At 49.5% G+C, this 22,067-nt stretch carries 21 protein-coding genes, 1 pseudogene and 1 riboswitch; of the genes and pseudogenes, 16 read left to right on the forward strand and 6 right to left on the reverse strand.

What is annotated here, in order from left to right:
• Positions 1 to 166 precede the first annotated feature (166 nt).
• Positions 167 to 268, reverse strand: a pseudogene (locus tag ACYVGR_RS29535) (IS3 family transposase); the annotation flags it as partial.
• A 212-nt stretch (positions 269 to 480) separates the two neighbouring features.
• Between ACYVGR_RS29535 and ACYVGR_RS29540 the strand changes: the two are divergent.
• Positions 481 to 672: a hypothetical protein gene (locus tag ACYVGR_RS29540; RefSeq protein ID WP_012931256.1), complete on the forward strand. Its 192-nt coding sequence runs from the start codon at positions 481 to 483 to the stop codon at positions 670 to 672.
• A 274-nt stretch (positions 673 to 946) separates the two neighbouring features.
• On the opposite strand, the gene ACYVGR_RS29545 is transcribed toward ACYVGR_RS29540, so the two are convergent.
• Entirely contained in the window at positions 947 to 2,998 is a 2,052-nt protein-coding gene (locus ACYVGR_RS29545) for an ATP-binding protein (protein WP_460963605.1), read from the reverse strand.
• Positions 2,999 to 3,112: 114 nt separating this feature from the next.
• Positions 3,113 to 4,102, reverse strand: a complete 990-nt coding sequence (locus ACYVGR_RS29550) for a site-specific integrase (protein WP_460963606.1) — start codon at positions 4,100 to 4,102, stop codon at positions 3,113 to 3,115.
• 293 nt (positions 4,103 to 4,395) lie between these two features.
• On the opposite strand from ACYVGR_RS29550, the gene ACYVGR_RS29555 reads away from it, so the two are divergent.
• The 6 genes from ACYVGR_RS29555 (at position 4,396) to ACYVGR_RS29580 (ending at position 9,120) form a co-directional block, all read left to right on the forward strand.
• Positions 4,396 to 4,638 (forward strand): type II toxin-antitoxin system prevent-host-death family antitoxin, encoded by a 243-nt coding sequence (locus ACYVGR_RS29555; protein WP_012931394.1) that lies wholly within the window; start codon positions 4,396 to 4,398, stop codon positions 4,636 to 4,638.
• A gap of 201 nt (positions 4,639 to 4,839) precedes the next feature.
• Positions 4,840 to 4,903, forward strand: a riboswitch (Fluoride riboswitch).
• 237 nt (positions 4,904 to 5,140) lie between these two features.
• A complete protein-coding gene (locus ACYVGR_RS29560; RefSeq protein WP_012931393.1) occupies positions 5,141 to 6,499 on the forward strand; it encodes a voltage-gated chloride channel family protein in 1,359 nt (452 codons plus the stop codon).
• Positions 6,500 to 6,511: 12 nt separating this feature from the next.
• Complete coding sequence (locus ACYVGR_RS29565) at positions 6,512 to 6,907, forward strand: DUF190 domain-containing protein (RefSeq protein WP_012931392.1); 396 nt, start codon at positions 6,512 to 6,514, stop codon at positions 6,905 to 6,907.
• An 11-nt stretch (positions 6,908 to 6,918) separates the two neighbouring features.
• Positions 6,919 to 7,362 (forward strand): universal stress protein, encoded by a 444-nt coding sequence (locus ACYVGR_RS29570; protein ID WP_012931391.1) that lies wholly within the window; start codon positions 6,919 to 6,921, stop codon positions 7,360 to 7,362.
• Between the two features lie 40 nt (positions 7,363 to 7,402).
• Entirely contained in the window at positions 7,403 to 8,686 is a 1,284-nt protein-coding gene (eno, locus tag ACYVGR_RS29575) for a phosphopyruvate hydratase (protein ID WP_012931390.1), read from the forward strand.
• An 80-nt stretch (positions 8,687 to 8,766) separates the two neighbouring features.
• Complete coding sequence (locus ACYVGR_RS29580; protein WP_012931389.1) at positions 8,767 to 9,120, forward strand: hypothetical protein; 354 nt, start codon at positions 8,767 to 8,769, stop codon at positions 9,118 to 9,120.
• Positions 9,121 to 9,367: 247 nt separating this feature from the next.
• On the opposite strand, the gene ACYVGR_RS29585 is transcribed toward ACYVGR_RS29580, so the two are convergent.
• Complete coding sequence (locus ACYVGR_RS29585; protein WP_012931388.1) at positions 9,368 to 10,144, reverse strand: MIP/aquaporin family protein; 777 nt, start codon at positions 10,142 to 10,144, stop codon at positions 9,368 to 9,370.
• Positions 10,145 to 10,398: 254 nt separating this feature from the next.
• On the opposite strand from ACYVGR_RS29585, the gene ACYVGR_RS29590 reads away from it, so the two are divergent.
• The 5 genes from ACYVGR_RS29590 (at position 10,399) to ACYVGR_RS29610 (ending at position 14,592) form a co-directional block, all read left to right on the forward strand.
• Positions 10,399 to 11,079 carry a response regulator transcription factor gene (locus ACYVGR_RS29590; RefSeq protein WP_012931387.1) on the forward strand — a complete coding sequence of 227 codons (681 nt, stop codon included), beginning with the start codon at positions 10,399 to 10,401 and terminating at the stop codon, positions 11,077 to 11,079.
• Positions 11,076 to 12,374: a sensor histidine kinase gene (locus tag ACYVGR_RS29595; RefSeq protein WP_460963607.1), complete on the forward strand. Its 1,299-nt coding sequence runs from the start codon at positions 11,076 to 11,078 to the stop codon at positions 12,372 to 12,374. The genes ACYVGR_RS29590 and ACYVGR_RS29595 overlap by 4 nt, the downstream gene beginning before the upstream one ends.
• 51 nt (positions 12,375 to 12,425) lie before the next feature.
• Positions 12,426 to 12,911, forward strand: coding sequence for a DUF305 domain-containing protein (locus ACYVGR_RS29600; RefSeq protein WP_012931385.1), 486 nt, complete (start codon positions 12,426 to 12,428; stop codon positions 12,909 to 12,911).
• A gap of 8 nt (positions 12,912 to 12,919) precedes the next feature.
• Positions 12,920 to 13,333, forward strand: coding sequence for an EamA family transporter (locus ACYVGR_RS29605; protein ID WP_012931384.1), 414 nt, complete (start codon positions 12,920 to 12,922; stop codon positions 13,331 to 13,333).
• A gap of 80 nt (positions 13,334 to 13,413) precedes the next feature.
• On the forward strand, positions 13,414 to 14,592 hold the full coding sequence (locus ACYVGR_RS29610) for an ATP-binding protein (RefSeq protein WP_012931383.1): 1,179 nt from the start codon (positions 13,414 to 13,416) through the stop codon (positions 14,590 to 14,592).
• Between the two features lie 173 nt (positions 14,593 to 14,765).
• Here ACYVGR_RS29610 and ACYVGR_RS29615 read toward each other — a convergent pair whose 3' ends face one another.
• Positions 14,766 to 15,500, reverse strand: a complete 735-nt coding sequence (locus tag ACYVGR_RS29615; RefSeq protein WP_012931382.1) for a phosphatase PAP2 family protein — start codon at positions 15,498 to 15,500, stop codon at positions 14,766 to 14,768.
• A gap of 64 nt (positions 15,501 to 15,564) precedes the next feature.
• Positions 15,565 to 15,993: a hypothetical protein gene (locus ACYVGR_RS29620; protein WP_460963608.1), complete on the reverse strand. Its 429-nt coding sequence runs from the start codon at positions 15,991 to 15,993 to the stop codon at positions 15,565 to 15,567.
• Between the two features lie 182 nt (positions 15,994 to 16,175).
• Here ACYVGR_RS29620 and ACYVGR_RS29625 point away from each other — a divergent pair, with 182 nt between their 5' ends.
• The 4 genes from ACYVGR_RS29625 to ACYVGR_RS29640 are packed head-to-tail and all read left to right on the forward strand — an operon-like array spanning position 16,176 to position 22,042.
• Positions 16,176 to 16,607, forward strand: coding sequence for a PepSY-like domain-containing protein (locus tag ACYVGR_RS29625; protein WP_012931380.1), 432 nt, complete (start codon positions 16,176 to 16,178; stop codon positions 16,605 to 16,607).
• A gap of 2 nt (positions 16,608 to 16,609) precedes the next feature.
• Positions 16,610 to 17,929 carry a TolC family protein gene (locus tag ACYVGR_RS29630; RefSeq protein WP_012931379.1) on the forward strand — a complete coding sequence of 440 codons (1,320 nt, stop codon included), beginning with the start codon at positions 16,610 to 16,612 and terminating at the stop codon, positions 17,927 to 17,929.
• Positions 17,904 to 18,845: an efflux RND transporter periplasmic adaptor subunit gene (locus ACYVGR_RS29635; RefSeq protein ID WP_460963609.1), complete on the forward strand. Its 942-nt coding sequence runs from the start codon at positions 17,904 to 17,906 to the stop codon at positions 18,843 to 18,845. Before ACYVGR_RS29630 ends, ACYVGR_RS29635 begins: the two co-directional genes overlap by 26 nt.
• Entirely contained in the window at positions 18,842 to 22,042 is a 3,201-nt protein-coding gene (locus ACYVGR_RS29640) for an efflux RND transporter permease subunit (protein ID WP_460963610.1), read from the forward strand. Before ACYVGR_RS29635 ends, ACYVGR_RS29640 begins: the two co-directional genes overlap by 4 nt.
• Positions 22,043 to 22,067 lie beyond the last annotated feature (25 nt).

Here is a 22,067-nt window from a genome sequence, read left to right on the forward strand (position 1 = left end):
TTTACCTAGTCCCGGCAGGAAGTTCAATAGCTGACTCGTTTAGGGTGATACAGGCCGCAAAGGGCTATACAATTGAACTGGGTAAGATCTTATTGGAGGAAGGAATTATGTACAAAACCACTAAGTATACGTTTACTGGACTTGCAACATTATACTGGACAAATTTTTAAGCAACCTGTTGAAGGTGCCCCTTGTAATAGTCGAAAGGGGAAAGATAGCCTAGCGCTGAATGCCTCCGTTGACGATTGTACCAGACTTCAATGTATTGGGTAAATCTAAAAAAAGGGAGCAAATTCGTCACTTCAACTACACATTGAATTAGTAAATACAGTTGATGGGTATAGTATGGGAAGTATGGGCATTACCGAACAAACTTTTATTCTGCTGGAGCGCTTTAACACGGTACTATGACAAGTGTAGCGGGCCGATTTGGCCAATTTTTTACTTACATTTTTAGCTGATTAAGGCTTATTTTGCAGCATGGAAGCCATGCCCGATCAATTGCCCACTCAGCCCGATCAATCGGTGATTCAAAAACAGCGCGTGGAGGACGCCACAGATTTTCTAAGTATCTGTGATCGCCTGTCTACGGGTTACGACAGTGGGTACTACTGGGAAGACATCCAACGAGCCTTACGGATTGCAGCTGGCTTAGAGAAGTGGCCTGGCTAACTGATATAAACCAACTCTTTTATTCCTGAAATAACTAAAATTAACCATTATTGGGGGGTACCTACATTCGTACGGAATGTTTCATTAGAAGCGAGTAAATTACTAAAAATATGTACTTCGTACCATTAATTTAAGACGTCAATTAGTGCACTTTTACTGCCAGAAACAGACATTATCAGAGATGATTTGTATAAATAATTCTCAAGTTTACAACAGGCGTTAAGGATGCCGTACTGGCTGTGTATGGCGTACTCTTCTACAGAACTTTCCTACTTCAAACGGATATTCCTAGCCTTTCAAAAAGTATTCGATTTCTATTTCTTGCATCTTTAACTAGCTTTTGATAAGAAATCACCTCTATATAGGCATTAAATTGTTTGTGATAGTAAAAATAACCCATCCCATCTGGCGTGATTATATAGTCTCTGGTAGTTAGAATATTAATAAGTTTAGGATTGAAATCACAAATAACATAGGCATAAAAAGGTATTTTGTCCTTATCAGAAACCTGAATAAATTTACCTCTTCTATCTAACGCCGAACCACTTCTTAACTTACCAATATAATCTATCACCTGATCAACAGGATTCTTTTTCTCATCCCTGTCCGAATAATCATTCCGCTCAGGTTTCTTGAACTCCACTATAATAAACGAGTTAAAAGGGGCCTCTTCATTGACAAAGGCAAAGCTGCTATTAAAAATAAATAAGTCCGGTCGATCAGTCGTTTTAATATTTTCTAGAACAGGCATGTCAGCCATTGGTTTATCGGATGCCAAGTAATAGTGATAGGCAAGCCGTTCATCGATGAGCCATAAGTTTTGTTGTTCATATTTTACATCATCAGACTCTTTCTTTATAGGAAAGAAAATTTCATGAATTGTTTTTTCGCTCTGAAATTTATCTCCTTCCTCACCTAAATATTTATTTAATAAATCAATAATTGCTCGTCTATGTATGACATACTTAACTAGATTCGATTTGCCAATATCATTGGATTGTTCCAGATACTGATCGTAAGCTTTCTGATACTCCTCAACGTTCTTATAGTCATGGCCATTTAGCACTTCATTACCTAGAATCTTCGTATCAAGTTCCAGTTTCTGTTGTATCTTAAATAGTTCGACATCAAGTTTTTCTCCCGTTAGAGTAGCTGGTAATTTTTTCACTTCATCCTCTTTATACTTTAACACGTATTTGAATTGAGGAGCATATTGTTCGACATGTTTTTTAACAGATGCCATCTTTTGCTCTCTAAGCGCTGCTAACGGAATTTTTAGTTCTTCTTCCAGTTCGTGTTCTATTTGTTTTTTTATATCCTCAAACGTGACAATATAATCATAGGGAGCATCTTCCTCATTGTCTGGGAAATTAAACCGAGTCCGCTCATTCCCGACGTTATTGTCCAAATATGTGGAGGTAATGTAAACTTTGAGGTTCTTTTGATCACTTTCAACTAAGTAGACGTTACTTTTCAAATCAGGAATATATTTGCTGATAGGTTCATTGACAACATCCCTAGAGTTTCCACAATAATGTACCCGGTGACCACCTTCGGTTTTATCCACTAACAATAAATTAAGAGTAAACTCAGTATTTTTAATTTTAAAGGTTCGTTTAATTAAGTTAGGTAATAAATCTATACCAAACTTTTCCTGTAACGTAACCTGATTTCCATTTGTATCAATGATCGTAATGATCGGGCATTTACCTTCAATAAAATAGATAAAGAAATGCTCTATTATAAGTTCTGCTATTTCATCAATTGACTTCGGGCAGTGGTTCTTATATTCATCATAAAATGAATTAAGTATGACTTTAGTACCTGACTCTTTCCTAGCCTCTGATTTTACAATGGGCTCTTCATCAAAGCCCTTACCATACGCTTTTAATGTGAAATTTCTAATTTCAGTTTCGCCTAAATTATTCTGATAGGTGCTACTATATTCTATTTTTTTAAATGCTTTTAAACAGACAAATCTCCCAATACCTTTTGATCCTTTATCTTCTTTATAATCTGATTCTGCCGTGAGGAACGATTTATAATTTCGTTCATTAAAGCCAATGCCATTATCCGTAATAATAAACGATTTAATAAAATACTGATTTACATCGCCGAGAGAAACTAAGGCTTCGTCATGACCTTCCCGATCTAGTGTTATATTTATTTTTCCTTTCTTCGTTGAGCCTAGCTCTTCAATAGCATGTATTGAGTTGCTGACAACTTCAAATAATGGCCACAAAGCTTTTTTTAGGGGTAGATTCAGATTGCGTACTCTCCCAGCAATGTTGGTTATAAATTCGTTATTTGAAATGACAGCTTCCATTAGAAAAAAAGGTGCAGAGTTGAAAAAATTACATTAGTTGGCAATTTAGACGGTTGATTTACGGATGACAAGCCGTTTAACATTTAGCATTGGTAATGGCTTTCGGAATTCGCTTTACCAGCCTAACTTCTTAGCCGCGTTATGCTGCTTGATCGAATCTAATCGGGTATACCTTCGGATCATGGCGCTGGTTTTGTGCTTGGTCTGTTGCATGATTTCTGAATCATCAGCCCCGTTGAGCTTGGCCGTTGTCACAAATGAGGCCCGCATCGAATGCGCTGAGAATCGGTCACCCATATGCTTTTTAACAATGGCTCCAATCGACTGATCTGTTAATCGCTCCTCGGTTAGTTCGTTGCCCTTTCGTATTCTTACCAACAAGGGGCCATTGGTTCGTTCCAGCAGAGCTACCCATTTCTGTAATGTACGCACGGGACAAATCTGAGCATCGGGACTATAAAAAAGGGCCTTTTCTTCTCGCTGTCCTATCTGATTGGTTTTACTTCCGTAGTATGTAATCACCACACCGTCCTCACCAAAATGAAGTTGCTCGACATTGAGCGCCACCAGCTCCGACCGGCGAAAGGCCCCCGTAAAACCCAGCAGCAAAACGACTTTATCACGCAGTGGTCCAAACCGGGGTACCCCCTTACTATCGGTGACAAGTTTACGCAGAATACCTTTCAACTGATTAGCGCCAAACGCAGGTGCCTGCTCAGCATGGGTACCATGTTCCCGCTGGATACCTTTCAGTGTCGCCTTTAACCAGCGATCATCAACCGGGCTGGGTAGGTCAAGCAATTCATGCCATTTGCGCACGGCCGAAAGTCGACGCGCGATAGTTGCCCACTTGCGCTTCGGACCCAGGGCTGAGACATACTCTCCCAACACAGCCGACGTAGCGGGCCAAGCGTCCACCCCCTGCTGCTGGCACCAGGTAGTATAATGATTTAGGTCAGCTCGGTACGCTCGCTCGGTATTAGCCGCTCCCTGTAACCCTTTCAGCAAATACTTCTGCTGGTCCCCACTCAACTGAGGCAAAATAACCAACGAAAATGGATCGTTTTGCGTAATAGGTAAAAAGGACACAGTTTGCTTATCCATATATTACAGTCAATGTTAACAAACCTACGGATTGCGCATAAGATACACAAACATTAAAGCAGCTAAACATTCATTTTGCACTTTACTATCGATAACATTTACTTATCAATACTAAAATGAATTTAAGTCTATTTTACAAATGACTGTAATTGAATAAATAACAAGTATAACAATATTATATGTTATCAGTTTTTAATACTTTTCTATAAATTTATTTTAATGTAATTAATCGCTGATTACATAAAGGACTTAAAAACTTTTTATGCACTTTTGCATTAACATAACTATGCACAATGGAAAATGTAGCCATGAACGAATTTCGTCGGCAGGTTGGTGAATACATTAACCAGACCTATTATGCAAATAAGTCTTTCGTGCTGACAAAAGGACAAAAGAGGGTAGCCGCTTTAGTACCGATAGCTATACTTGACCGACTATCTGAACTAGAATCCTTTTATAGTCAAACGTTGGCAGATCGTCAGCAAGCAGATGCATCTGTTGACAAAATCAGCGAAACAGATAAAGAAACCGTTTAACGATAGTCACCCATTGTGCATACCAGATAAGGATATCTATGATTTTGTACAATGATAGCGGGTTTAGTACGAAAGGGAACGAACTACTTTTTTAGACGTTGACTCAAATAGAATCCGGACGAAACGGACCACCTCCAATACTTACTTGTCGTTCAGTATTTAATCATTAAGAAACTATTTCGGCGCATCCATTGTAATAGACCTATCAAAGGTGATGGAGTTCGCCTGGAACCGCCCTCAAAAAGCTGATAACTCCTGTATTCGTTTCCCCGAAACAGGACGTTTGTATGCTCAGCTTTTTCATCACCCCAATCTATTCATTTTCTATGCCGGCTGATGTGCCTGCCTGTGGCTGGCCCTCATCGTCACGGCTGTTCAGTTTTCCGCGCGGTTCCCCGCTTCGGACAGGCCTTCTTGTATCCCCCTAATTCTATCTCACCCCATTCTGACGGCTTGAGTCGCTTGGCTATTGCCTGGTTCGACAAAAACTCATGAATCAATAATGAAAACAACCCTTCACTACGTTCAGGATCACCTCAGCCTCCTGCGATTTTTAGGAAAATGGTTTCTGCTGATTTTGCCGGTGGCCCTGCTTAGCGGTACGACCAGCGCTTTCTTTTTGTGGGCGCTCGACGAAGTTACCCAGCTTCGCTGGCAACATGGTTGGCTACTCTACGGGCTGCCATTGATTGGCGTTCTGATTCTATGGCTCTATCAGAAGGGCGGTAAAAATGCGGAACGGGGGAACAACCTACTCATCGATGAAATTCATCAACCGGGCGGGGGCGTACCCGGGCGTATGGCTCCCCTGGTGCTGCTAACGTCGCTGTTGACCCACCTTTTTGGCGGCTCAGCCGGTCGGGAAGGCACCGCCGTTCAGATGGGGGGTAGTATCGCTGGGGTGCTGGGCCGACAGCTCAGGCTCTCGGAAGCCGATTTGCGCATCCTACTGATGAGTGGGATTGCCGCTGGTTTTGGCGCCATATTCGGCACTCCCCTGGCTGGGGCTGTCTTTGCCCTGGAGGTGCTGACCATTGGCAAGCTGCGGTATCAGGCCCTGATTCCCTGTCTGATGGCCAGTATTCTTGGCGACATTACCTGCGCGGCCTGGGGCATTCACCACATCCATTATCAGGTTGCCTTTTCGCATACGGCCATCCCGACCTTTTCGGTGCCGAATGGCTGGCTACTAACTAAAGTGGCCCTGGCTGGCGCTTTATTTGGCCTGGCAGCGCTGGTCTTCTCGGAACTGACGCACGGACTGCAACGTCTCTATAAGACGTATTTGCCGTCAACGTATCTCAGACCTATTATTGGGGGTGTCTTATTAATTGGTTTAGTGTGGCTGGTAGGCACCCGCGACTATCTAGGATTGGGGGTGGTTAGTCAGCAGCCTAACGGCATTTCCATTCTCAATGCGTTTCATTCAGGTGGGATAACTCCCTGGAGTTGGTTCTGGAAACTGTTGTTTACGGCCATCACCCTCAGCAGCGGCTTTAAAGGGGGCGAGGTAACCCCGCTCTTTTTCATCGGCGCCTGCCTAGGCAATCTGCTGGCTGGTTGGTTTAATGCGCCCGTCGATTTATTCGCAGCCCTGGGCTTCATCGCCATCTTCGCTGGGGCTTCTAATACTCCGCTTGCCTCGACGCTGATGGGCCTGGAGCTGTTTGGCTCCGACAATTTGATCTTTTTTGCGATTGCCTGCTTTGTGGCCTACTTCTTCAGTGGCCATACCAGCATCTATTCCGCCCAACGGCTGGGCGTGACTAAATCAACGGGCCGAGATATTGTCCACCAGGCTCCCTTGAGCCGCATTCAAACGTTACGCCGGAGGGCCTTTACCGGAAATCGGATCGACTAATCAACCAAAGCAATGCCAACCTTACATAAATCGGAACTGGGAAAATTACGGATTTACCTGACACCCACCGACAAGTTACCCGCACCGGGTTTGCTGGGACGACTGCTGGGCAAGCCGCTCGCCCGGGAGCTGATTCACCGGGCTAAAGCGGCCGGAATTCTCCATGCGACGATTCATCATTCGCAGTATGGCTATACCAACCGGGGCGCTTTACAGGACGATCATCCCGAACAGGGTAACCCCCGCTTGAATATTTACGTGGAGCTGATTGACCACAAGGACGCCCTGGAAGCTTTCTGCCAGCAACAGTATGCGCTGTTGCAACACAAAACGATGGTGTATAAAGCTGCTGAACACTGGTCTTTTCGCGACACACCTACTCCCTCATTAATCACTGACTACTCTTAATTCATACGACAATGGCTTTTCAAAACATACTCATGGCGGTTGATGCCAGTCCGTACTCCCTAAAATCGACGCAGGCTGGCTTTGATTTGGCCCGTTCCTGCGGGGCCGACGTAACGTTGATCTACGTTATTGACCCCGTACTGGAAATGGGTAACATCGACGGTGGTGAGTTTCCCGACCAGGCTCGTCAGCGCGAACGGGCGGCCGGGCAAACGCTCCTGGATAACTTGAAACAAAGCGCGGGTTCGGGCCTGACCGTTCAGACGCTGATGCCCGAGGGCAAACCCGAGGAAACGATCCTGGCTGCGGTTGAGGATGCAGGTGCCGATTTGCTGGTGATCGGCACTCATGACCGGAGTGGACTACTTCACCTGTTGCAGGGTAGTATGACCGATTACGTCCTGCGGCACAGTAAGGTCCCGGTGCTGGTCGTACCGACCCATCTGCAGGACTAAGCGTTTTAATCTCTAGTATTTATTATCTAAACAATTCATCATGAAAATTCAAGACATCAGTGCCCTCGAAGTATTGGACTCCCGGGGTAATCCAACCGTCGAAGCTCAAGTCATCCTGGAAGATGGGAGCTGGGGCCAGGCCATCGTTCCTTCAGGAGCCTCAACCGGCGAAAACGAAGCGGTGGAACTGCGCGATAACGACCCGCTTCGCTACGGCGGCAAGGGCGTTCGGCAGGCCGTTGCCAACATTCAGACCCAGATTCGGAACAGTTTAATTCAGCGCGATTTTATGGATCAGTCGCAACTGGATCATCAACTGATTGAACTGGATGGTACGCCGAACAAGGCCCGATTGGGTGCCAATGCGATCCTGGCCGTTTCGATGGCCTTCGCCCGTGCTCAGGCTCAAGCACAGCAACTGCCGCTCTATCGTTACTTACAAGGGCCCTTTACCGAAGCCGTCTGGTTGCCTGTACCCTGCATGAACGTCATCAATGGCGGGCGCCATGCTGACAACAACGTTGATTTTCAGGAATTCATGATTGCCCCTCATCAAGCCGGGTCATTTGCGGAGGCCATTCAAATGGGCGAAACGGTTTTCCACACCCTCAAAGCGCTGCTCAAGCAACGCGGCCTGAGCACCGGCGTGGGCGATGAAGGTGGGTTTGCTCCCGACCTAAAAGCCAACGAAGAGGCCGTTGACCTGATCTTAGAGGCCATCACCCGGGCCGGGTACAAACCGGGTGAACAGGTCAGTTTATGCCTCGACCCGGCGGCCAGTGAACTCTGGCAGAATGGTCATTACCAATTGAGTAAAAGCACGGGTCAAATCTTATCTACGGAGGCCATGATCCGGCTCTGGGAGGACTGGACGCGTCAATATCCCATCGTTTCGCTGGAAGATGGCCTGGGTGAGCACGACTGGGAGGGCTGGAAAGCTCTGACTGCTACGCTTGGCCACCGGGTTGAGCTGGTGGGTGACGATATATTCTGTACCAACCCGGCACTGGTTCAGCAGGGAATCGACCAGAAAATAGGCAATGCGGTGCTCATCAAGCCCAACCAGATTGGCACAGTGACCCAGACACTCGATACGGTCAGGCTGGCGCAGCAAAATCAGTACCGAATCTTCATCTCGCACCGGAGCGGAGAGACCGTCGACACATTTATTGCCGATCTGGCGGTAGCGACCAGCGCAGGAGCCATTAAAACCGGGTCGGGTTGCAGGGGGGAACGGACCGAGAAGTTTAACCAGTTTTTGCGCATCGAGCATCGGCTGGGGGCGGCTGCTCGCTTTGCGGGCCGGGATGCGTTTGGGCAGTGATTGAATTCAAAACTCGTTAACAAGATGACAACGACTCACTTATTCCCAAACCACCAGCGTCGCCTGGGACCGTATTGCACGTGATTGAACTACGGCTGAATGAGCTGCAGGCTGATTTAACGAATGGAGCCAACGGGCTAACGTATCAGTTGGAACCAGCCCTTTCGGCCGATCAGCAAAAGTTGCTTAACCAGCAGATTCAGGCCATTCGAGACCTGATTGGTCAGCTTGTGCACAAATATGGCCTTTCGGCTCGTCGGCTTGCCTGGTCTCAACGACTCAATGCGTTAAGCTCGTCGCTTTGGGTCGATCTACAGGACAGCCGTTCGGATCAGATGCCAGGGTACGGCGCGTTTACAACCGATGAGCACCCAGCAGACAATGATCAGGATATAGGCCAGTTGATCGTGCTCATTCGAACGATTCAGACCTGATGAATCCTTGGTCAGACCTTGGCAGCAGGCGAAGAGATCGCCCTGCTTTTACCGTTACCTCCTGCACTGAAACGGGCGTAGGAGGTAACAACTTTAACCGCAAATCCTTACCGATCAACTGCTTATGTTTTAATAGTTATTCCAATTCTACTGAACGGCAAAAAGGCTAAAAAGCTTCGCAAAAAAATGCGATTACTCGGTTTTGTGCGAAACTTTCGAATTCGTCAGTTATGCACTACCTATTACGTTAAATACTGGCTGGTTGCTCCTGCCCCCGCAAAAATCCCGTTTCGTCATGCCGGAAATGATACAATTTGGCAATATCCGTTCGCAGCCATTGCAGCACAGGAAGAGCAAATACAAGCAGAGCGCCAAATGTACCCGTTACGGGGGCCAGCCAGTAAAGCCAGTGGTCAGTCCAGATACCGCTCCAAACGGCGGGGCCAAAACTACGGGCTGGGTTGGCGCTGCACCCGGACAGGGGCGCTTCCAGACCGACCAGCACCGAAAACAATGGTGGTATCATGAAAGGGGTATAGGCTTTCAGTCGGTCATGGCTGGTGAACAGTAAAATCACGCAGATCAGACAAAACGTAACGAATGCTTCACCCGCAAATGCCGTCCCCACGTTATGTCCCGGTACGGTTATTCCTTCGCGTAGACTATCACCCATCGATCCCCATACCGCCAGCGCTCCCGCACCGAGCGTAGCGCCTGCTAGTTGAGCAATAATATAGCCAAACAACGCCCGCCATGGCAGTAAACCTCGTCCAAAAAAAGCGATAGTGACTGCTGGATTCAGATGCGCCCCGCTGATACGTCCCAGGGGCGACAACGTGATCAGGCACCCAACGCTGCCAAACAAAAAGCCGGTAACAAACCGACGCACCATCGCGTCAGGCACGTAACTGGCTACAATACTTCCAGGTCCGAAGTCAATAATGACAAACGATATGCCTCCGAAAACCAGCAAGGCCGTACCAATTCCTTCCGCGATTACCGCTTTCCACTCTTCTGGCTTCATTCAGGTTGTATACCCGGCAACCGGACAGATTCTATGAAGATGTATTGCTATCTTTCGGAAAGGCCGTTAAACAAAGATAACTGGTTTTGAAATGTATACCCGATGGTATTGCGAAAATGGGCAACCAGATTGCCCCCATTAGTCGCCGTGGCTAACTGACCTGGCAATATCACGTGTTTATCTAGTCAAACGGCCGATTCAGGATTGCATCAGAATTGGGCCTTACCTTTAGACTAGTCTGAAAAAATAAGGCGATGAAACTGCTGCTGATTGAAGATGAACCGGTATTGCAACAAACCATTCGAACCTACCTGGAGCGGGAAGGGTACCGGGTCACCACGGCCGATACCTTTTTGCAGGGCTCCCGGCGGGCTAACGACTACGAGTATGATTGTCTGCTGGTTGACATTACGCTGCCGGGGGGTAATGGACTGGACATTATCCGGGAGGTCAAACAGCTCCAGCCTCAGACGGGCATCATCATTATATCGGCGAAGGACGCGCTCGATGACCGCATTACGGGGCTGGACCTGGGGGCTGACGATTACCTGACTAAGCCCTTTCACCTATCGGAGTTGAACTCCCGGCTGAAATCTGTGCTGCGACGACGCTTATTTGCGGGCAGTCAGATCATTACCTTCGGTGCGCTGACGATTGATCCCCAACCCCAGCAGGTGCAGATTCAGGGGCAACCCGTTGAAATGACGGGTAAGCAATATGATCTATTACTATACTTGATCAGTAATAAAAACCGGCTATTATCGAAGGCGGCTATCGCCGAGCACGTCTGGGGTGATTCGATGGAATTAGCCGACTCACACGATTTTATCTACCAGCACGTCAAGAACTTACGAAAGAAATTGCTGGCCGCTGGTTGCCCGGATTACATCAAGACCCGTTACGGGGCAGGCTACTTATTTACGCTGGATACATGAAACTATTAGCCCTGACCTACCGGTACTACGCGGGACTGGCTTTGGGCGTGCTGGCCCTGAGCGTCCCCGTTTTTTACGGAATCATTCAGTGGTTGGTGATTGTCGATGTCGATGAAGCCTTATTGGCCCGCAAGCAGGAGATTCAACAGTTGGTAGTTAAACGGCCGGCTTCTACTCTACAGTATCTACCCTCAACGGACCCCAACATCCGGTTGTTACGGGTAGCCAGTTGTCCTGGTTCAGACTACTTTCATGATAAGGACTACTATTTACCCTTACTCCATGAACTCGAACCCCATCGGGAATTAGTCACCTGCCTGAAAGCCGGGGAAGAAGTCTATCAACTCTTTATTCGTCAGTCGCTGGTTGAAGAGGAGGATTTTATGCTAACCATTACCGGTTTGCAAACGGGCCTACTCCTGCTACTCTTACTAGGACTGGGACTGATTAACCGGCGGATTACCCGGTCACTTTGGCAACCTTTCACGGATGCCTTACGGCGGATACGCAACTTCCGGCTCGAAAGTGACCAGGCGCCCAGCTGGTCGACTACTGAGATCGATGAATTTCGGGAGTTGCATCAGTCCCTGACCACTCTATTGACCCGCAACCAGCAGGTGTACACTTCCCAGAAACAATTCACTGAAAATGCCTCTCACGAAATGCAGACGCCCCTGGCCATCATGTCGGCTGAACTGGAAGTGCTTTCGCAAACGGATGACTTGCCCGATGACGCGCTGGATCACGTGCAGAAAGCTGCCAGTGCCGTCAATCGACTGTCCCATATTAACCGGGCGCTATTGCTGCTCACTAAAATTGAAAATATGCAGTATGCCGAGGTGTGTCCCGTCGATATAGGGGCGTTGACCGCTCGATTACTCGACTGGTACGCGGATTTTATTGTCCACAGACAACTGACGTTCCGTCATTTGACGGCCCAGGACACCACCCTTTCGATGAATCCGCAGTTGGCGGACGTACTGGTGGGGAATCTGTTGAAAAATGCGATCCGGCATAACCAGCCAGGGGGCATGCTGACCTGTACGGTGTCCCGCACAATGCTTTGCATTGAGAACACGGGGGATCCGCTGCCCTTTCCGGCCAGCCAGCTCTTTGACCGTTTCGTTAAGAATCCCGCCCTCCCCGATGCGACGGGGCTAGGCCTGGCGATTGTCAAACAGATTGCCGACCGATACGGGCTTCCTCTTCGCTACCAGTTCAACGCAGACCAATCCATTCACCGATTTGAGCTGGGGCTACAGCCAAGTCACAGTGCCGCTGACTCTATAATCTAATTCAAACGAGGACCGATTTAATTCAATTCATCTGTTTAAACTGACAACCTTATGAACATGCCAGCAACCGCTAAAGCCCCCATGCAGTCCGGTCATTACGGCCGCTTTTTTCTCATGCTAGGTGTCTCGTTCGTCGTCATGAATGCCCTGACGTACGCCAATCTGGAACAGGCTGACCATTTTTATTTAAGCACAAACCGGCTTTATGTGACCTTCCTGATGATCTCGGCCATGGCCCTTATTATGCTCGGCTTTATGCGGGCCATGTACACGGATCGACGCATGAATCAGCTCATTATCGGCGGTAGCGTGCTGGTATTTGCCACAGCTTTGTTCTGCATTCGGAATCAGGTATTAATCAACGATCAGCGGTTTATGCAGTCGATGATTCCCCATCATTCGATTGCCATCCTGGTCAGCAAACGGGCGGAGTTGAAAGACCCTGAAGTGAAAGAATTGGCCCAATCGATTATCACGGCGCAGGAGCGGGAAATTGCCCAGATGAAGCGGATACTGGTTCGCATGGACCAAAAATAGCTAAGTCGATGTGGTGGACATATGCTTTGCTGTCAGCCCTATTTGCCGCGCTGACGGCGGTGCTAGCGAAAGTCGGTATCAGAAACGTCAATACTGACCTGGCGACAGCCATTCGTACCCTTGTGATTCTGGTGGTGGCTTGGGGGCTGGTCTTTTGGCGGGGCGGTCTGGATGGGTTGCCTACGCTGACTCGTCAAAACTGGTTGTTTCTGGTATTATCCGGTATTGCCACGGGTCTATCCTGGATCTGTTATTTCAAAGCCCTGCAACTTGGCAAAGTGTCGCAGGTAGCTCCGGTCGATAAGCTCAGCGTCGCCATTGCGATTTTACTATCAGTGCTTTTTCTGGGTGAGGACTTAACCTGGAAAACAGCGCTGGGTGCTAGCCTCATCATTGGGGGCACGCTGGTGCTGATTCTTTAACCTCAAAGCTAGTTCTTTCATCCATATTTTTCAACAACTAACCCCGCAAATTTAAAATTTAATTTTAAATTTGCGGGGTTATGATTAATCGACTTATTGCACCTGAATTAGTAGAACTACTGGCGGATCGACCAGCCGTGGCCCTGGTTGGTCCCCGACAGGTAGGCAAGACAACCCTGGTCAATTCGCTGGCGGCTCAGTTTGAAACGCAGCCGCTTTATCTGGACTTAGAATCGAGTCAGGATCTGGCCCGTTTGCAGGATGCGGAATTGTATCTGTCCGACCGTCAGCGGCAACTCGTTATCATTGATGAAGTCCAGCGGATGCCCCAGTTATTTCCCCTACTACGTTCGCTGATTGATCGTCACCGGGTCGCGGGCCGTTTTTTACTATTGGGCTCTGCTTCTCCGCAACTGCTTCAGCAGAGTTCGGAGTCTCTGGCCGGTCGAATTGCTTACCTGGAACTGCAGCCATTAAGCTGGCCTGAGGTAAAGGAGCAACTCCCCTATCAAACCCACTGGCTGCGGGGCGGTTATCCAGATATGCTATTAGCCAATAGTGATCGATCTGCCATCCGACGAATGAATGATTTTATTCAAACCTATGTCGAACGGGATTTACCAGCTCTTGGCTTAGGGGCGTCACCCGCCCGGGTACGTACGCTGCTATCGATGCTGGTAAGTGTTCATGGAAATCAGTTGAATGTTTCCGAACTGGCCCGATCCCTGGGACTGAGTGTGCCCACCATTCAGCACTACCTGGACTTTCTGGAACAGGCGTTTCTCATTCGCCGATTACCCCCATATTTTGTCAACATTGGCAAACGTCTGGTCAAATCACCCAAGCTTTATCTGCGGGATAGTGGTATGTTTCACGCCTTGGCAGCCATTGGCTCACTGGAGGTGCTGAGTGGCAGTCTATACGTGGGTAGTTCCTGGGAGGGCTATGTTGTTCAGCAAGTCATGGCGACAATTGGCTATGATATCCAGCCCTATTTTTACCGGACGGCCGACGGCTCAGAGTTGGATATACTGCTGGTGCAGGGTACCAAGCCCGTCGTAGGCATTGAGATAAAATACACGAATGCGCCTACCCTGAGCCGGGGAAACTACATTGCCAGCCGGGATTTAGGCGATATTCCGTTGTTGGTCGTCACGCCGTCGGCTGACGATTTTCGGTTACAGGAGCACGTGCAGGTATGTAGTCTGCAAACTCTGTGGCAACACCTCAGTGCATACAGTGTTGTCGAGAAGCTATAGCCAACCGGTCCGCTCGCCGATTTTGTCATTCCGTAAAAGTAGTGGCATCATTAACCGCTAAACCGTCCGGGCGATCTTCTCTCGGATACGGTGATGATTCTAAACGTCAGTAACGCATCAATAATTGATCAATGCCGCATCAAATAAACAGGTGAAAGCGGAAGAGAATCTGCCTAAAAAACCGCCATCATGCATACCCCCGTGCTGGAACCTGTGTAAATGGGCACTAAGGCCATGTTCTTTTTGTGAAAGACGACCCGGCGGAGCCATGGATAAAGTTGATAGACCAGCTCGGTTGAGCCGATACCCACCCCCGCACTAAAAAGAACGTCGGCCAGCCAGTGCCGGTTTTTCATTACCCGCAACGCGCCCACTGTCGTGGCCATACCGTAGCCTGCAACGCTGTACCAACCACTACGTTCGCCGTATTCTTGAGCCAGCAGGGCGGCACCCGTGAAGGCAAATGACGTATGGCCCGATGGGAATGACTCGTTACCTACGCCATCGGGCCGGGGGTAGGCAACAGTGTACTTTAGTCCCTGCGTAATCGCCTGTGCGACCCCGTGCGACAAAATAGTAAGAACCACCTGATCCCCAAAAGCGTGCTTTCCCTTTATCCCCAAAGCACCCAGACCCAACACGGCCAGTGTGGGCACAAACTGACCGACATCATCCACATGCGACGAAAAGCCGGGATACCGTCCAACTACCTCTGATTGAACATGGCGGCTGATAGCTCCCTGCGTGATCAGCCCCGCCGTCATCAAGCCAACGGGTACGATGTAGGCCGAGGGTTGAAAAACCGCGCGGGTTGCGGCCGCAGACGCACGGGTTGTATCGGACTGAGCCTGGGTGACAGAAAGCGGAAACGTCGTCAGGATGACTAAAAAAATAAGCTGTTTCATCATCGGGTGTCCTCTATGGTTTTAAAGCCTGATAGTCGCGGCAACGACCATCAGGCTTTCATGAAATCTACTGGCCGATCTTTTTCACCGGTTTGCCCTCGGCGGTAAACAGGTAATCCTTACCCCCCGATTCAGCCTCATAATAACGTTTCCCCATCGCATCGGTAATTTCGGCCGCTTCGACAATGGGTTTTTTCTGACCATCCATATAGCTTCGCACGGATTGGGGAAGCTTCGCTACCGAAATTTCCGTTTCAAGTTCGGTTTGCTGACCGTCTGGGTTGAAAAGCGCCGATTTTTTTTCGCCGTTCAACGTGAATGACACTTCCCAATCTTTTCCTTCCCGATCCCACTTTACCTGCCTGGCTGTAGCGTACGTATTCGTAAACGCCGTTTTTACGGTCCGCGGCACCCGGTTGGTACTCGCTGACTGGGCTGATCCATCAGTGAATGTCGCGCCCAAAAGCAGGGCGCTGACAATGACATACGTTTTCATGATTCGATCCTTGCTGTTGGTTATGGCAGTAAACCTACAACCCAAATCTGATGCAATCCTGATGGGAGAATACGATGCCTTACCAATGCTACCTGGACTCCGCTGTTATCAGATTTCCGATAGAATTCACCACTAGGTTTGCCAAGTCTTCACGCTGTTTTCGTAAACCAGATCAAAACTTTATGAGGCATTTAACTCCTTTAGTACTCTTGCTTGGTACACTAACGGGTACAATACAGGCCCAATTAATTCCGGCAAAACAGGTACCTATACCGGTTCAACAGGCACTTAGAAAACTTCATCCAGCGGTACAGCATCTCCAGTGGGAACGAGCGGCCCCGTACTACGAAGCCATTTTTACCCTCAACCAGAACCACCGGGCTATCAAATTCGACGTGAAGGGCCAAGTAGCCGAAACCGAAGTAGGAATACCCATTACCAGCCTGCCGCCAGTCATCTCAACGTACATAAAGCAGCATTACCCGAATGAACGGATGCAGGCGGCTGAAACCGTGACGAAAGCGAACGGGAGCATGCACTATGAGATTCGGATCACGGGCATGGAGGTCGTTTTTGATAAGGCGGGTACATATATCGAAGAAGAGAAAGATTGATCATGGACAGACATCCCTGGTTTTCCAAGCTAACGACGTTACTGGCGCTATCCCTGCAGTTGGGCATGGGAGTCGTACGGGCGCAGGTGGCGCAACGGGGCATAACGTACTATGTCGAGTCCGCCCGGCAGACCTCCCCGCTCCTGCTCGACAACCGGAATCAGCTACAGGCCAATGCTCTCGAAGCCCAGCGGCTTCAAGCCCTGTACACAAAGCCTTTAGTCCAGTTGACCGGAGCGGCCCAGTTCGCCCCCATTGTCTCTACCGACAACGGGGGCGTCAGGCCGGAGCTAAACTCGCGCGGGGCTGACCAGTATATTGGGTATGATCTGGCCGTCTCAAACGGGGGGCTCTATCAGGGCCTGATTAGCGTGAACCAACCCCTTTCCAATCTTTTTCGCGCCAAAGCCTACGCCGAACCGTTTGTCCTGGCTTCCCAGATTGGGCAGACAGTAATTCGGCTTGGCCAGCACGATGTCGAACGGGCCGTTACCGACCAGTATATTCTTTGTTTGCAGGACCGCCTACAGGTGCAATACACCGATAGTTTACTGCAACTGATGGCTGAGCAGCGGGGCATCGTGCGAAAATTCGTTGAATCGTCGCTACTCAAGCAATCGGATCTGACGCTGGTAGACATCGAAACGGAAACACAACGGAATCTACGGGTCGGCTATCAGACCGCTTATCGGCGCGATGTGCTGGAACTCAATGCCCTGAGTGGTCTTACCGATACGACGGTCGTTGAACTGGCTCCCCTGCAGTTGATGATGAATGCTGACATCGGGCCGGTTGAATCCGGCTTTACCCGGCGGTATGCGCTGGACAGTTTAGCGCTAGGGGCTCAGCAAACCATTTTTGAGTTGCGCTATAAGCCACAATGGAATTTTATCGCTAACGGTGGGCTTAATACGTCCTACTTACCTGATTTGCCTCGCCGATTCGGATTTAGCGCGGGTGTGTCGCTCATCTGGACGCTCTACGATGGTCACCAAAAACGCCTGAACGCCCAGCGAACGGCCATTCTCCAGCAAAGCTATGGCAACTACCGCCGGTTCGCGATCAATCAAAATGGCGTGCGTCGGGAGCGGATACGGGGAGAGCTTCGGGGGCTGGAGAGTCGCCTGCTCGTCTACCAGCAGCAAATCGCGGGGTACCAATCGGTATTGGCTTCCTATCGCCGGGAGCTGTTGCAGGGGCAACTTCCCATCATCAACTACATCACGGTCGTCAAAAATATGGTAGCCGTCCGCCGGGATGCCCTACTCCTCGAATCCAACCGACAACTCCTCATCAATGCGTTCAATTATTATAACTGGTAGCCTCTGGCTTACCCTGCTCGTGGCGCTGGCTTCCTGTAGCTCCTCCGAACAGACTAATTCCACGACAACTCAGGATCAGATTTCTCCCTGCACGCCGGTGACGGTACAATCAATAGAGCGGGGCGGTATCAGCAACAGTCTGACCCTGTTTGGTACTACCCTCTACCTGCGCCGGAACGCCGTAACGGCACCCGTAGCCGCCTTTATAACCAAGGTCTATATCAGTTTAGGGCAGCGGGTGAAAGCGGGTCAACCGCTCTATCAGCTCGAAACCAAAGAGCGTCGGGCCTTGGGTAATTTATCCGTTGGGGGCGACTCAGCACTATTAGGGCGAATCATCGTCAAGGCGGCCTCGGGTGGTCTGATCAGTACTTTCGATAAGCAACAGACCGGCGATTATGTCCTGGAAGGTACTCAGCTTTGTACTATTGCCGAGGATAATGCGCTAGCTGTTCAGGTCAACGTTCCCTATGAGTACCAGGCATTGGCCAAACCAGGACGTAGATGCCGGGTTCGACTGCCCGATGGGCGCGCTCTGACCGCTATCTTCCAGACGCCTTTGACGACAGTCAATGCACTGGCCCAGACCCAGAGCGTGCTGGCCCGTATGACAAGTTCGGTACCCTTGCCCGAAAACCTCACCGTGCAGGTCGATGTGACGAGCCAGGCCAATGCGCAGGCTCAACTGTTGCCTAAAGCCGCCATACTCAGTGATGAAATGCTCCAGCATTTTTGGGTCATGAGACTAATTAACGACAGTATCGCCGTTAAAGTCCCCGTGCAGTTGGGCGAAAAGACCACGACGACTGTCGAAGTGAAAAGCCCAATTTTTGGGACTGGCGATCGGATCATCACAGAAGGCAACTATGGCCTGCCTGATACGGCCCGGGTGCAGATAAACGCTAAGCAGCTATGATCGAACAACCAACCGTATCGGAGCCCGTTCGTCGACCCGACCAACCCAAACGGTCGTATTTCGAGGTGTTTAGCCGCCCCATTCTGTTTACGGGCGTGTTGCTGCTGCTGGCGGGTATCTACGCCTACACTCGGATGCAGACCAATCTGTTTCCCGAAGTGTTGTTTCCGCGCGTGTCCATCATTGCCGACAATGGGCAGCAGCCCATCGACCGGATGATGATTACGGTTACCAAACCCCTGGAAAGCGCCGTGAAAAAGGTCAATGGGGTAACCATCGTGAAAACCAGCACCAGCCGGGGTAGTTGCACCATTGACGTGTTTTTTGAGTGGGGGCAGAATATCTACACCCAGAAGACGCAGGTGGAAAGTCGCATCAACGAGATTCGTAATTTTCTGCCACCCGGGGTGAACCTGTCCATCGAAGCCATGAACCAGTCCCTGTTTCCGGTCTATGGATTCACGTTGGAAAGTGATCGGACCGCGCTAGGTCGACACGGACTGGTGGCGTTGCGTGACAAGGCGAACCTGTTGGTCCGGCCTATCTTCTCCCAGGTACCCGGCATTTCCAATGTCGTGGTGCGGGGTGGCAAGGCCAAGGAGGTTGTCATTCTGCCCGATGCAGTCAAAATGGCCTCGGTCAATCTATCGATTTCGGCGCTGATGACGGCCATCAATGCCAACAACAGTGTCCTTTCTAACGGGTATATGGTCGATTACCGACGACTCTATCTGACCCTGACTGATACCCGTGTGCTGGATGTCGATGCATTAGGGGCACTGATTGTCAAAAATGACGGCACCCGGATTGTTCATCTGTCCGAAGTGGCCCGCATCGAAGTCCAGGAGCAGCAGCAGGAATTTCTGGTAGTCAATGCCAACGGCCATCAGGCAGTTCAGATTGATCTGGTCAAACAGCCAGCTATCAATTTGATTGATTTCGCCAAAAACGCTGAGGCTAAAGCCGTTGAAATCAACCGGATTCTGCCCAAAGGCATGCACGTCAAGCCGTACTATAATCAATCGGCTTTCGTGGGCGATAGCATTCACAGCGTAATTAAAACGATCTATGAAGGGTTGATTCTGGCTATTCTGGTGATGATCGTCTTTTTGCGATCCTGGCGGGCCTCAATGGTGGTGCTACTGACCATTCCTGTTACGCTGGCTTTTACGGTGCTGGTACTGTTCGTAGTGGGCATTACGATTAACATTATGTCGCTGGGGGCCATAGCAGCCTCAATCGGTTTGATCATCGATGATGCCATTGTTATTATCGAGCAGATTTACCGGGGACATGAAGAGGAACCCAGGAAGAATAAATTTGCCGTCGTGCAGGAAGCAATTCATACCCTTTTTCCGGCCATGGTTGGCTCTTCGCTCAGTACCATCGTCATTCACTTTCCGTTCCGATTGATGAGTGGACTGGCCGGTAGTTTCTTCCGGGAACTGTCGGATACGATGCAGATCACAATGGTTTGCTCATTTCTGGTAACCTGGCTTCTGCTGCCGGTGCTGCATCTGCTAATTAGCTTTAAGCTGCCGGGGCCGCGTTCGGCGAAAAATGCCAAACCGATTGACGAGGCCGCCAACGTTCGTCAGCTAAGCTGGCTAACGAACCTGTTCACCAAACCGCTAATCTCCCTCGTATTTGTGGGGTTACTGGGTGTTGGTACCTGGTGGTCTTACAGTCGATTGGAAACGGGCTTTCTGCCCGATCTGGATGAAGGCACGATCGTACTGGATTACTTTACGCCCCCGGGTACGTCCATTCAGGAAACGGACCGGATACTGCGGGAAGCGGAAAAAGTCATTGCTACCCATCCCGATGTAGCTACCTATTCACGCCGAACGGGTATCCGCATGGCCTTTAAGGGCGTCCCCCCCAATTTCGGTGACTATTCCATTCAACTCAAATCGAGCCGTACGAAAACTACGGTCGAGGTCATTGATCAATTGCGCACGCGCATTCACGCCGTGGAGCCGGTTTTAGCTATCTCCTTTGGTCAGCGCATTGCCGACTTGCTGGGTGATTTGATGAGCACCTCCCAGCCAATTGAGATCAAGCTGTTTGGCGATAATTATGCACTGCTTCAGCGTTTATCCAAACAGGCATCGGGAATACTCGAAAAGGTGCCGGGCATCGTCGATGTGAACGATGGTCTGGTGGAAGCGGGGCCATCACTGGTCTTCGAGCCAGATCAGGAAAAATTAAGTCAGTATAAGATTGGGCTAACCGATTTTCAAACGCAGTTAACAGCCTATACGGGCGGGGTGGCCCTGGGACCTAATGCTGCCCAGCCAGTCCCATCACCGGCACAGGCCGCGCTAACGGCGGGTATTCAGGTGGGTTCGTTTCAGGACGGGGAGCAGATGCGTCGGATGGTACTTCGGTTTTCCAACTTTACTGCGAATGATCTGGATAAAATGCGCAACGTGTTGATCTTTCTGCCCGATGGCACCACACGCCCCCTATCGTTTTTCTGTACCGTGAGCGTACTGGCGGGTGAAATAGAGCAGCGCCGGGAGGATCTTAAATCGACTGTTGTGCTCACGGCCCGGCTGGATGCACGTGATCTAGGTAGCGCCATTAAAGAGATTCAGACCCAATTTACTCAGAAATTACCCTTACCACAAGGCTATACGATCGGCTACGGCGGAGCCTATTCGGAACAACAACAATCTTTCAGAGAATTGCTATTGATTCTGACACTGGCCTCACTGTTGGTGCTGGCCGTTCTGATGTTCTTATTCAAAGACTGGTGGCTGTCAGTGCTGGTGTTAGTGTTGTCGCTACTAGGAATTACAGGTTGTATTGCGGCTCTTTTTCTGACGAATATTCCCCTGAACGTCAGTAGTTATACCGGTATTATCATGATCGTGGGAATCATTGCGGAGAACGCCATTTTTACCGTCAATCAGTTTGAGCACACGCTGGCCCGCACCGGCGACGTGGAGGCATCGGTTAACTACGCCATTGCTTTGCGATTGAGACCTAAACTGATGACAGCCATTGGTGCCATTCTGGCCTTAATGCCCTTGGCCCTTGGTTTTGGACTAGGAGCTCAGATGCAGCAGCCCCTGGCCGTAGCCGTCATTGGGGGCTTTGTCGTGGGGCTGCCGCTGCTATTACTGGTTTTGCCGACTCTATTGCGACTGCTTTATGACTGGAAAAACTCTATGTCTGTGCACCCGTTATAGAAAGCAAAGTATTAATCAATCAGCT

This window comes from Spirosoma litoris (assembly GCF_054776755.1).